Source organism: Streptomyces sp. NPDC048643 (genome assembly GCF_040650615.1).
In the GTDB taxonomy this organism is placed as follows: domain Bacteria; phylum Actinomycetota; class Actinomycetes; order Streptomycetales; family Streptomycetaceae; genus Streptomyces.
Genome location: NZ_JBEZHO010000010.1, coordinates 229,855 through 241,095, shown reverse-complemented (window position 1 = coordinate 241,095; position 11,241 = coordinate 229,855). Strand labels below are relative to the sequence as shown.

The following is an 11,241-nucleotide window of genomic DNA, read 5'->3' as shown; positions in this document are numbered from 1 at the left end:
CTCTCGCGCCGCAACCAGTCCCTGATCGAGGCCGGCCACGGCCCGGGTGTTCGGGGCAGGAGCGCGCGGCTAGCCGGCTGATCCGGAGGACGGCGTCAGGTCCCGTACGAGACCGGACGCCACCGGCACCGGCACCCCGGCGCGATCCGCGGCCCGCAGCAACGCGCCGCCGATGGCGTCGAGTTCGAGGGTGCGGCCGGTCTCCGCGTCGCGCTGCATCGACGACTTGGCGCCCGGCGGGAACGCGTCGTAGCGGGCCAGGGCGGCCGCCGGATCGACCGGGGCACCGGACGCCCGGCTGACCGCCGCCGTCTCCTCGACCAGCGCGGTCAACTCGTCGCGGTGCAGCGTGCGTACGTCACCCAGCGGGAGTCCGTAGCGCGTCGTCAGCAGCGCGAACGGCGCGAGGAACGACATCTTCGCCCACAGCGTCGCCGCCTCCTCGGCCTCGACCCGGACGCCCACCCCGGCCTGTGCCAGCGCGGCGGCGAGCGCGTCGACCCGGGAGCGGGACGCCGTCTCGGCGGTCAGGTCGACATCGGCGAACGGACTGCCGTGCTCGATCACTCCCGGCGCGGTTCGCGTCGACTCCACGCGGATCACCGCGGGGGCCACCTGCTCGGGGCGGTGGCGCTCGCGCAGCAGGGCGGGGTGCTCGACGCCGTTCAGGAACGGGACGATCAGGGCCTCCTCGCCCAGCACCTTCGCCGGGACCCGCTCCAGGGCGGCGTCCAGGGAGGTCGCCTTGACCGCGATCAGCAGCGCGTCGACCGGCTCCCGCAGCTCGGTGTCCGCGGACACCCGGGCCGTGAAGTCCCCGAACAGGGCGCTGCGCACCTCGATGCCGTCGTCTGCCAGGACCCGCCCGGTGTCCTCCCCGGCCAGGCAGATCACCCGGTGGCCCGCGCGGGCCAGCACCGCCGCGAGGAGTCCGCCGACCCCTCCCGGACCCAGTACCGCCACGGTCAGCCGGTCGTTCGCCATAGGTCCTCGATCCTCCGTACGGGACCCGAGGAGAGCCACCGGGTCATGATCAACACAATCCGCGGGACCGGTGACGCTATTCCCGGGCCTGCGGGTTTCGCGTTCCCCGGGCCCGCGGGTTCGCGCGGGGGGCCACACGATCGCGCCGTCCGCGCGACACTGGACTCATGTGCCGCAGCATCAAGACACTCCGTCCGCCGTCGATCCCCGAGGAAGCGACCGACGAGGAGATCCGCGCCGCCGCTCTGCAGTACGTGCGCAAGGTCTCCGGGTTCCGCGCCCCGGCCGCCCACAACCAGGAGGCCTTCGACCGCGCCGTCGAGGCGGTCGCCGCCGCGACCACCGACCTCCTCGACAGCCTGGAGGTACGGGGCGTGCCGGCCCGGCGGGCCGGATAGCGTGCCGGACGCTCAGGCGCCGGTGCCCTGCTCGCGTACGGCGGGCTTGCGCACGAGGTAGGCCGCGCCCGCCCCGGCGATGAACAGCGCCCCGAACGAGACGCCCGTCGCCAGCCAGGTGGCACCCAGCCACTGGCCGCCGAAGTAGCCGAGGCCCACGCTGTACCCGGCCCAGGCGACGCCCGCGAGCACCGACCAGGGCAGGAACTCGCGGATCCGGCGGTGCGCCGCCCCCGCGCCGAGCGAGACGACCGACCGCCCGGCCGGTGCGAAACGGGCGACGACCACGAGCACACCGCGCGCCCCGCCGCCGCGCGCCAGTACGTCGCCGAGACGTTCCTGCGCCTGCGTGAGGCGGCGCGAGCGGGCGATGGCGCGGTCCAGGCGTTCGCCGCCGCGCCAGGCGAGGCGGAACGCCACCAGGTCGCCGAGCACCGAGGCCGTGGCCGCGCAGAGGGTCAGCACCAGCAGGTCGGGGACGGCGTGCGGAACGGCGCCGGTGGCGGAGCCCGCCGCGGCCGTGGCCGCGGTGATCACCAGCACCCCGCTCGGCAGGACCGGCAGGAACACATCAAGGACGACGGACATGGCGACCGCCGCGTAGATCCATGGGCTGCCCGTCAGCGACCCCACACTCTCCAGCACCGAAACACTCCCCCGGAATCCCCCGTAGGCACGGACCTTGCCGCGACGTCGCGGGGAGCGGCAGGGGCGGCCAGTACAGCCATACAGCGTACGCCGCGGGCCCGGCCGGAGATCCACGGGGGCCGCATGTGTCGGTCACATCACGTTCACCTTCCCGCACGCTCCGGTCACGGCCGGGCACGGCGGCGCCCGCCTCCCGTGACCGGGGGCGGGCGCTGTCGTGCGGGTGAGGGCGCGGTGCCCGTGGGTCAGACGGTGACGGGCTCCGAGGCCCGCTGCTCCTCCACGGCCGCGGAGGTGCGGGCGGTGAGCAGCCGGTCGAGGCCGAGCGCGCCGGAGCCGGTGAAGACGAGCAGGAGCATGGCCCAGCAGAACAGCGCGGAGAGTTCGCCGCCGTTCTGGATCGGCCACAGGGCGGCCGACTGGTGCACGTCGAAGTAGGCGAACGCCATCGAGCCCGAGGCGACGAACGCGGCGGCGCGGGTGCCGAGGCCGAGGAGGACGAGGGCGCCGGCGACGAGCTGGATGACGGCCGCGTACCAGCCGGGCCAGGTGCCCGCGTCGACGGTGCCGCCGTCGGTGCCCGCCGCGCCGCCGAGCACGCCGAAGAGCGAGGCGGTGCCGTGCACGGAGAAGAGGAGGCCGACGACGATGCGGAACAGGGCTATGGCGTACGGCTGGGCGCTGTTGAGGCGTCCGGTCATGTGGGGAACTCCTTCGGTCTGATCCGGCCGCGGCGGGCCGGACCGTGGGGACGGAACCGAGTGAGTCACCTACGTTAGGTGAGCCTAATCTATGCTTGCAAGTTCAACATTCGGCCACGGCCGGGCCTCCGTTTGCGGTTCCGCTTCGGCCGTCGCCGCACGTAGCGCGGCTCGCGCCACCGCGTCGGCGTCCGAGAGCGTGACCGAATCCACTCCAGGTCTCGCGCCCGCCGCCGTCACCCAGTGCACGCCCTCCGTGGGCACGCCGAACGCGAACCGCCGCGCGTGCGACCGGCCCTGACGATCCATCAGGCGATATGGTCGCTCGGTCACGTCCAAGCCGCCGGTCTCGTAGCCGTCCACGGTGTGCGGCCGGCACTCTCCCGTCTTCAGCAGCCGGGCCAGGAGTTCGTCGCCGGTCCGCCGCACATCCGGTTCCGGTAGCCGCGCCTCCACGAGAGCCGTCGCGCGGACGGCGGAGCCCGGCACGTCGGGTGAGTGCGCCACCCACGCGCCGTCCTCGGCCCGCACGTCGAGCCGCGGGCCGAGCACCTCCACGACGCCCGCCTCGATCAGGGCGGCCAGCTCCTCGACCCGGCGCCGGGGCGGCCCGATGGAGAGGAAAGCGTTCAACGGCGTATACCAGCGGTCCAGATGGGACCGGCGCGACGCTCCCGCCAGGCCGCCGTGGTCCACGATCCGCCGCAGCTCGTTGCGCAGGTCCCGCAGCACGTCCAGCGCCGCCTTCAGCGGGCCGGCCACGTTCCCGAGCGCGGCCTGCGCGGCGTCCTCGCGCAGGTGGCCGAGCAGCCACTCCCGCCACTGCGCGCGATCGGCGAAGTCCCGTCCCGCGTACGGGCGCGAGACGCGGTCCCAGGACCAGCGCTCCGCCTCCCCGATCCCGAACGCGCCGAGCACGGCCGCCTCTTCGGCCGCGCGATGGGGGGCGGCCAGGAAACGGTCCCGGAAGGAGCCGGCCCGTCCCGAGGACGCCAACAACCGCTCGTAGTAGACCGTCTCGACCTCCTTGGCGACCAACGGCCATATCTCCCGGAGGAAGTCCGGCGCGTCACCGGAGTCCGCGCGCTTGCGGAACCCCCCGATCACCTCGTCGGTCAGGACGAGCGGAACGTGCCGCCCGTACGGGCCCTTCGCGTTGTCACCGCGCGCCTGGTACGGGATGCCGCGCCGCGAACCCGCGTACACCCGCGGCTCGTCACCCGACGGCACATAGCGCAGCCCCCCGCCCTCGCGCACGAAACGCCCGCCGCGGCCCTCCGTCAACAGGGCCATGTGGTCGAAGAAGTTGAGTCCGAGTCCCCGCAGCAGGACCGGCTCGCCCGGTGCGACGGGGGAGAGGTCGACGTCGGCGGGGTTGGCCGGCGGGACGTGCAGCAGACCGTGCCGCAGCGCGTACGCGGAGAGCCGCTGCTGCGCCGCGTCCGGGACCACCGGCAGATGTCCCTGGGCGAGCACCACGGCGGCGAGGTCGTCAAGCGTGCGGCCGCCGGACAGGGCCAACGTCTGACGGCCGCCCTGACCGTCGGTGAGCCGCAGTGCCCGGGCCGCGTGCACCTCGACCCGCACCTCGGGCGGCGCCCCGCGCACCACCTCGCCGAAGACCCACTCCAGATAGCGGCCGTACTGGGCGCGGGTCGGATACACGTCCGGGCCCAGCTCGCCGCCCGCCCAGGTGTGCAGGCTCGGCCCCGGCCGGATCGGCCCCGAACAGTCCACGCTCTCGTCGGTGAACAGGGTCACCTGCGAGGCCACGGTGTTCATCAGCAGATGCGGGGACTGGCCGGTGCGCCAGACCCGGCCGGGGCCGGGTGGCGAGGGGTCGACGACATGGACCGTCAGCCGTGCGCCCGGCGCGAGGAGCTCGGGGGCGGACGCGCAGAGGCGCTCCAGGACGCTCGTACCGCGCGGGCCGGCGCCGACGAGGGCCACGGAGACCCGCGGGGACCCGGCGGGCGCCGGGAACCCCGCCGCGACGGGCGCGGCGGAGCACTGGGGGGACGGCTCTGCAGACAAAGGTGTGACTCCCGGGCGTGGGGGCGCAGGACGGCGGACCGCCCACTGGAAGCGGACGGTCCGCCTCATCATGCCGCCGGGCGCTGTGCGAACCGAGCCCCGGAGCGAAGGATCGGCACCCGGTGTGGGATGCGTCACGATCATCGGGGACAAACGGCACAACAACCGTGCGAAAAGGCCCTATTGCGGGGCGAGTACGGACTCCCGCACCGTCCGCAGCCGGACGCCCCCGACCGTCCCGCCGGCGCTGTCGCCGCGACTCCGCACCGCCTTCTCGAGACGCAGCGACGCCGAACGCCCCCGCAGGGTCAGCGTCATCAGCTGATTGCCGAACCAGGGGCCGCCCGACCGGTTCCAGTCGACCGAGGGGCGCGCGCAGCGGCCGTGCCGGGCGAGGCGGTTGCCGAGCCCCCGCGCGAGGCGGCTCCAGCCGAAGCGGAAGCCGAGCCGTATCTGCGGCGGGACGGAGTTGTGGACGGGGGAACAGGTCAGCTGGACCACCCGGGCCGCCGGCTGCCGTGCGGGTTCGGCCCAGACCGGCTCGGCGACGTAGGCGTGGTGCACGTCTCCCGACAGCACGCAGACGGTCGCGGGAGCGTGTTCCCCGGACCCGACGTCGGCGATCAGGTCGGCCAACTCCTCGAAGGACTCCGGGAACGCCGCCCAGTGCTCCAGGTCCGCCGTGCGCCGCAGCCGCTCGCCGAACCGCGCCCAGCGCGCGCCCCGCTCCCCGCGGCACAGCGCGGCGTCCCACGCCTCCGCCTGGTGGATCAGCGGGGGCAGCAGCCAGGGCAGCGACGTGCCGATCAGCAGGTGGTCGAGGCTCTCCGGCGCGTCCAGGGCCTGTTCGCGCAGCCAGGCCGACTCCCCGGGGTCGAGCATCGCGCGGTTCTGCTCGTCCAGGACGCGGGCCGCCCGGCTGTCGACCATCAGGACCCGGGTCCGACCGAAGTCACGGCGGTAGCTCCAGCGGACCGAGGCCGCGTCGGCGTCCGCCTGCGCGGCGAAGGCCCGCAGCACGTCCGTGCCGTCGGGCGTCTCACGCACCGCCGCGTACAGCGGGTTGTCCGCGAGCTCGTCGGGGGAGAGGTTGCCGAGGTGCTGGTGGACCCAGTACGACATCAGGCCGCTCAGGATCCGCTCGCGCCACCACGCCGTGGCGCGGATGTCCTTGAGCCAGGCGTCGCTGGTGTTCCAGTCGTCGATGACGTCGTGGTCGTCGAAGATCATGCAACTGGGCACGGTGGACAGCAGCCAGCGGATCTCGGGGTCGAGCCAGGACTCGTAGTAGAGCCGGGTGTACTCCTCGTAGTCCGCGACCTGATGGCCCGGCGGATCCGCCAGACCCCGGCGGGAGGCTATCCACGCGCGGGTCGCGTCCGAGACCTCGTCCGCGTACACCTGGTCGCCCAACAGCAGCAGCACGTCCGGGCGTTCGCCGTCCGGGTCCGCGGCGATGCGGGCCGCGAGGGTGTCCAGCGCGTCGGGCCCGACCGGGTCCTTCTCGTCCGCGGGCGGCGCCGCCCAGCGGCAGGAGCCGAAGGTGACCCGGACCGCCGCCTCGTCTCCCGCGAAGGTGCGGACCACCGAGGGAGGGAAGGGGGAGTCGGGCAGCGGCCACACGGTCACGTCGTCGAGCAGCACCTCGTACGCGGTCACCGTGCCGGGCGTCAGCCCGCTCACCGCCACCAGCGCGTAGTGGTGGCCCGCGACCTGGAACGTCGGGGCCGATCCCGAGGCCCCGTCCGCGCAGCGCACCTCGGCGGTGCACGGGCGGCTCGCCTCGACCCAGAAGGTCGCGGACGAGCCGTCGACGTACCTCAGCAGCGGCCCCAGGCGCAGCTCGGCCATGATGATCACCCTCCTCCGTCGCCCCGTACGGTACGGAACGACGGAGGCCGATGGCGAGCTTCCGGACACCGCGGGGGTGCCGTGGGGGGAGCGGTGCCCGGAATCTCACGGGGAGGCGGGCGTCCGGGACGGCCCTGCCGGCTCGGGTCAGCAGCCGCTCAGGACCGAGCTGAGCTTGGACTTCTCCGCGGAGTCGACCTTGAGGTTGTAGTAGTACTTCACCTGCACCCAGGCACGGACGTACGTGCAGGCGTACGAGCTGAGCGGGGGCATCCACTCGGCCGGGTCCTTGTCGCCCTTCGACTGGTTCACGTTGTCCGTGACGGCCAGCAGCTGCGGGCGGGTGACGTCGTTGGCGAAGCCCTGGCGCTGCGCGGTGGTCCAGGCGCCGGCGCCCGAGTCCCATGCCTCGGCGAGCGGCACGAGGTGGTCGATGTCGAGGTCGGAGGCGGCGGTCCAGTTGGCGCCGTCGTAGACGGAGTGCCACGACCCGCTGGTCGCCGTACAGGCCGAGTTGGTGACGACGCTCGTGCCGTCGCGCTTGAGGACGTACTCACGGGTGTCGCAGGTGCCGCTGATGGTGATCCAGGTGGGGAACAGATCGCGGTTGTAGCCGGTGCGGTTCTCCGTCGCGACGGTGAGGGACGCGAGGTAGGTGCGCGCGGTGGCCGCGCTGACCGGGGTGGGGAGGGCGGCGGAGGCGGTCGGGCCGTTGAAGACACCGGCCAGGGCTATCAGTCCGGTGGCGGCCGCGAGTATGCTCAGCCGTCGACGCGCGTAGACCTTTGGCATGCGAACTCCCTTGGGGTGTGGGGGCGTTGGAGTGCGAGCGAACGAATGCTCGCGGGGGTGTGTTACCGGGAGGTGAGTACGCGGTTAGAAGTTAGTGACGCGTACATGACATGACAAGGTGTGCGGCGGAAGTTTCGGCGGGCGCGGGTGGGGGCGTTCGCGCTTTTCGCGGTTTCGCGGCGTTCGGGGGCTTGCTCACCTCTTGCGGTGATCGCCGCGCTTGTGCCGCCGGGGTGGTTTCCGGGGGGAGCTTCCTCGGGGTGTTCCCAGGTCGCGGGACCTTCGGCCCTGCGGGGTCGCTGCGCGGGTCGCGTATGATGAACGGCGCAGAAGGGGAGTAGCTCTTCGCCGGACCGTCGACATACTGCTCAGCTCGTCTGAGCCGGCGCCCGGAGGCAGACCTCGTTCACGAGGCCGGCCAGCGAGACCTTCGGCAAGCAGTGCACATGCCCGCGCCGGGCCTTCCGGCAAGGGTTCTTCCGCTCGCGCCTCTCGGTGCGGGCGCCGCTGTGCGCTGCCGTGCCGAGGTGTCGCGCAGTCACAGCACGCGCAGTCGCAACACTCTCGGCGGGGCAGCCCGACCGATTGAGGAATTTTGATCAGCTTCAGCGTGATGGCGCTCGTCTTCGGTGTCGTCTTCCTTGCCGAGCTGCCGGACAAGACCGCCCTCGCCGGCCTCGTCCTCGGCACGCGCTACCGCGCCTCCTACGTCTTCGCCGGTGTCGCCGCCGCGTTCGCCGTGCACGTGGCCCTCGCCGTCGCGGCGGGCAGCGTGCTGACCCTGCTGCCGCAGCAGATCGTCCACGCGGTCACCGGTGTGCTGTTCCTCGGTGGTGCGGCCGTGCTGCTGATGAAGAAGGACGAGGACGAGGAGGAGGTCCGCAATCCGGAGAACCAGAGCTTCTGGAAGGTCTCCGGGGCGGGCTTCATGCTCATCCTCGTCGCCGAGTTCGGCGACCTCACCCAGATCATGACCGCGAACCTCGCGGCGCGTTACGACGACCCCCTGTCGGTGGGTCTCGGCGCGGTGCTGGCCCTGTGGGCGGTCGCGGGGCTCGGCATCGTGGGCGGCAAGGCGCTGATGAAGAGGGTGCCGTTGTCGCTGATCACCAAGGTGGCCGCGTTGCTGATGGTGGGGCTGGGGGTCTGGAGCCTGTACGAGGCCGTCGCGGGCTGAGGTGCGGCTGCGCGCCGGGCGGTGCGGGTGCCTCCGGCTGGGGTCCGGTGGGTGGGTCGGGGCCGTGCCGGTACATCCGCCCGTCGCCGTTGGATCAGACCTGGGTCATCAGCGCCAGGCTGCTCGATCCGGACGTGAGCGACGGGCATCCGATGTACCGGCACGGTCCCTCCCGCCGGACGCCGAGTGCGGGCCTTGGGGCTGGGGTGCGTCCCTTCCGTCGGATGTCGGGTTCGGGCCGTGCGTCCATCCCTTCGGTGGGAAGGTCCGGCGGGGAAATTCGGCCACCCAGCTCCTCGAACGCCGGAGAGCCCCGGGCGTGGGTCGGCCACGGGCGGAGGGGGCGAGGGGCGCTTCGGGTTCGTGTCCGGTGGGTGGCCGGGGGGTGTCGTTTTGGGGGGTCGGGGGTTGACCCTGTGGGCCGCATGACATAAGGGCAGGTCAGGGGCGGTGGCGCCGAGGGGGTCTTGTTTTGTATCGTGAAGGAACAAAGTGGCTCCCGCCCGCACCTCCCTGACCGGTGGGCGGGGCCGCCTTGTTCCCGGGGGATTCTTGAACCCCCTACCTGCACCCTGGAGCATGCCGATGACGACGGCCACGACCGTTCTGACCGCCCGCGCCCTCCTGCTCGACATGGACGGCACCCTCGTCAACTCGGACGTCGTCGTCGAGCGCTGCTGGCGCCGCTGGGCCGACCGGCACGGGCTGGACGGGGACGAGGTCATGCAGGTCGTCCACGGCCGCCAGGGCTACGCCTCGATGGCCGTGCTCCTGCCGGACCGGCCCATGGAACAGAACTACGCGGACAACACGCGGATGCTGGCCGAGGAGACCGCCGACATGGACGGCGTCGTCGAGATCCCGGGTGCCACCGAGTTCCTCGCCTCGCTTGCCGGCGTCCCCCACGCGCTCGTCACCTCCGCGGACGTGGCCCTCTCCAACGGGCGGATGGCCGCCGCCGGTCTCGAACTTCCCGACGTGCGGGTCACCGCCGAGTCGGTCGGGGCCAGCAAGCCGGATCCCGAGGGGTTCCTCAAGGGGGCGGCCGAGCTGGGGGTCGCGCCCGAGGACTGCATCGTGTTCGAGGACTCCGGGGCGGGGATCGCCGCGGGGCGGGCCGCCGGGATGCGGGTCGTCGGGGTCGGGCCCCGGGCCGGGTTCCACGCGCCGGACGTGCTCGTACGTGACCTCACCCAGGTGCGGGTCGAGTCCCTCGGCGACGGGACCCTTCGCCTTCACATCGGCTGAGGGGGTCGTTGGGGGAGGGGTGTGCCGGGTGCGTGGGTGGGTTTTTTCGCCCCCTCCGCCCCTACCCTTCCCGTACCTGGGGCTCCGCCCCAGACCCCACTCCTCAAACGCCGGAGGGGCTGAAATCCACGCACCCGGCCACGCGCGGCCCGCACCCGGCGTCCGGCACAGCCCCGCCCCACCCACCGGACCCCGGCCGCGGGGCGCCCGCCGTCGAGGGCGAGCCCCGGTTCACGGTGGGGACGTCTCCGACTCCAGGCTGGTGCGCGTGGCGGTGCCGTAGACGCCCGACGGGTCCGACGTGATGCCTCGCGCCCACTGGTACCAGCGCACGGCGTCTTCGAGGTGGCGGTCGAAGTGGCCGTCCGCATCGCCCATGTACATCCTCAACTGGCGCATGCGCAGCTGGAGTTCGGTCACCTCGGGACCGTTGTCGCCGCGTTGCAGGGTAGGTGCGGGGCCCAGGCCCTGCTGTCCCCCCGTGTCCCCCGCGGACCCCGTCGCGGTGGCCGACGCGGTCGGAGGAGTGGACGAGGGGGACGACGAGACCGACGCCGACGCCGACGCCGACGCGCTCGCCCCGGACGCCGACGGCGAGGGGCTCGCGCTCAGGGACGACGCCGGAGCCGCCGGTGCCGACACCGTGGGTGACGCGCTCGCCGACGGGGCCACCGACGCCGCCTTCGGCGACACGTCCGGCACGCTCGCCCGTACGTCCTCGGGCAGGGCCCCGTCCCGCGCGGGAGTGTCGTACGAGAGCAGGCCGCCCGCGAACCCCGCGGCCGCCACCATCGTCACCACGACTCCGGCCGCGGCCAGGATCCCGTTGCGCCGCCTGCGCCCCGGCCCGCCGGCCGCCGCGGCCGCCGCCCGGGACTCCGAGGGGCGCTCCTGGAACAGCCGTACGTCGGCGGCCCGCGGCTCCGACGGCAGCGCCTGCAGCCGCATGGTCGCGTCGGCCGGCAGGACCGCGTCAGCCGGTACGGCCGCCAGTCGCATGGTGGACGAGGGGTCCTCCCCTCCGGGCGGCGGTACGACCCCGGAACTGGTGGCGGCGTCCGTCGGCCCGGGCCGCGCACCGGAACCGTCTACCGGCCCGGCGCCCCCGCCCGTTCCCGCAAGCCCGCTTCCGCTCCCCGCGACACCCGCCGCCGTCGTCCCGGTCGGCTCCGGCCGCGGTGCGCCCCCCGGCACACTTCCGGCCGTACCGTCCCGGCTCAGCTCCACGTAAGGGCGTATGCGCAGTGGGTCGAAGTCCTCCGCCGCCGCGGCCTCCGCCGTGCGGGCGTCGCGGAGGGCGTCGGACGCGTGGCGGGTGCAGGCGCAGGACGGGGTGCCGTCCGGTGCGCGGTGGGCCGCGCACCGGGGGCAGACATGCCCGGTCTCTTGAGTCACGTGTGGGTCCCTC

General features: G+C 73.5%; 11 protein-coding genes. 4 read left to right on the top strand and 7 right to left on the bottom strand.

The window, feature by feature from the left end; translation table 11 throughout:
• Nucleotides 1–69: 69 nt before the first annotated feature.
• Nucleotides 70–984, bottom strand: a complete 915-nt coding sequence (locus AB0C62_RS13475) for a 2-dehydropantoate 2-reductase (protein WP_362972530.1) — start codon at nt 982–984, stop codon at nt 70–72.
• A 167-nt stretch (nt 985–1,151) separates the two neighbouring features.
• Between AB0C62_RS13475 and AB0C62_RS13470 the strand changes: the two genes are divergently transcribed.
• Nucleotides 1,152–1,382 (top strand): DUF2277 domain-containing protein, encoded by a 231-nt coding sequence (locus AB0C62_RS13470; RefSeq protein ID WP_355877186.1) that lies wholly within the window; start codon nt 1,152–1,154, stop codon nt 1,380–1,382.
• Nucleotides 1,383–1,394: 12 nt separating this feature from the next.
• Here AB0C62_RS13470 and AB0C62_RS13465 read toward each other — a convergent pair whose 3' ends face one another.
• The 5 genes from AB0C62_RS13465 to AB0C62_RS13445 form a co-directional block, all read right to left on the bottom strand.
• A complete protein-coding gene (locus tag AB0C62_RS13465; RefSeq protein WP_362972528.1) occupies nt 1,395–2,027 on the bottom strand; it encodes a VTT domain-containing protein in 633 nt (210 codons plus the stop codon).
• A 248-nt stretch (nt 2,028–2,275) separates the two neighbouring features.
• The gene (locus tag AB0C62_RS13460) at nt 2,276–2,731 is read right to left on the bottom strand and encodes a DoxX family protein (protein ID WP_362972526.1); all 456 of its coding nucleotides are present in this window, start codon (nt 2,729–2,731) and stop codon (nt 2,276–2,278) included.
• An 84-nt stretch (nt 2,732–2,815) separates the two neighbouring features.
• Nucleotides 2,816–4,834 carry an FAD/NAD(P)-binding protein gene (locus AB0C62_RS13455; protein ID WP_362972557.1) on the bottom strand — a complete coding sequence of 673 codons (2,019 nt, stop codon included), beginning with the start codon at nt 4,832–4,834 and terminating at the stop codon, nt 2,816–2,818.
• A gap of 111 nt (nt 4,835–4,945) precedes the next feature.
• Complete coding sequence (locus AB0C62_RS13450) at nt 4,946–6,616, bottom strand: alkaline phosphatase D family protein (RefSeq protein ID WP_362972524.1); 1,671 nt, start codon at nt 6,614–6,616, stop codon at nt 4,946–4,948.
• Between the two features lie 147 nt (nt 6,617–6,763).
• Complete coding sequence (locus AB0C62_RS13445) at nt 6,764–7,408, bottom strand: HNH endonuclease family protein (protein ID WP_362972522.1); 645 nt, start codon at nt 7,406–7,408, stop codon at nt 6,764–6,766.
• 595 nt (nt 7,409–8,003) lie between these two features.
• Between AB0C62_RS13445 and AB0C62_RS13440 the strand changes: the two genes are divergently transcribed.
• Entirely contained in the window at nt 8,004–8,585 is a 582-nt protein-coding gene (locus tag AB0C62_RS13440; RefSeq protein ID WP_362972520.1) for a TMEM165/GDT1 family protein, read from the top strand.
• Nucleotides 8,586–9,170: 585 nt separating this feature from the next.
• Nucleotides 9,171–9,833, top strand: coding sequence for an HAD-IA family hydrolase (locus AB0C62_RS13435; protein WP_362972518.1), 663 nt, complete (start codon nt 9,171–9,173; stop codon nt 9,831–9,833).
• A 231-nt stretch (nt 9,834–10,064) separates the two neighbouring features.
• Here AB0C62_RS13435 and AB0C62_RS13430 read toward each other — a convergent pair whose 3' ends face one another.
• Nucleotides 10,065–10,253 carry a peptidoglycan-binding domain-containing protein gene (locus AB0C62_RS13430; RefSeq protein WP_362972516.1) on the bottom strand — a complete coding sequence of 63 codons (189 nt, stop codon included), beginning with the start codon at nt 10,251–10,253 and terminating at the stop codon, nt 10,065–10,067.
• A 61-nt stretch (nt 10,254–10,314) separates the two neighbouring features.
• On the opposite strand from AB0C62_RS13430, the gene AB0C62_RS13425 reads away from it, so the two are divergent.
• Nucleotides 10,315–11,064 carry a hypothetical protein gene (locus AB0C62_RS13425; protein WP_362972514.1) on the top strand — a complete coding sequence of 250 codons (750 nt, stop codon included), beginning with the start codon at nt 10,315–10,317 and terminating at the stop codon, nt 11,062–11,064.
• The last annotated feature ends 177 nt before the right edge of the window (nt 11,065–11,241 follow it).

Coding starts and splice junctions, on each gene's coding strand:
- AB0C62_RS13475 (WP_362972530.1), bottom strand. CDS start 984: ATGGCGAACGACCGGCTGACCGTGGCGGTACTGGGTCCGGGAGGGGTC.
- AB0C62_RS13470 (WP_355877186.1), top strand. CDS start 1,152: ATGTGCCGCAGCATCAAGACACTCCGTCCGCCGTCGATCCCCGAGGAA.
- AB0C62_RS13460 (WP_362972526.1), bottom strand. CDS start 2,731: ATGACCGGACGCCTCAACAGCGCCCAGCCGTACGCCATAGCCCTGTTC.
- AB0C62_RS13455 (WP_362972557.1), bottom strand. CDS start 4,834: ATGAGGCGGACCGTCCGCTTCCAGTGGGCGGTCCGCCGTCCTGCGCCC.
- AB0C62_RS13450 (WP_362972524.1), bottom strand. CDS start 6,616: ATGGCCGAGCTGCGCCTGGGGCCGCTGCTGAGGTACGTCGACGGCTCG.
- AB0C62_RS13445 (WP_362972522.1), bottom strand. CDS start 7,408: ATGCCAAAGGTCTACGCGCGTCGACGGCTGAGCATACTCGCGGCCGCC.
- AB0C62_RS13435 (WP_362972518.1), top strand. CDS start 9,171: ATGACGACGGCCACGACCGTTCTGACCGCCCGCGCCCTCCTGCTCGAC.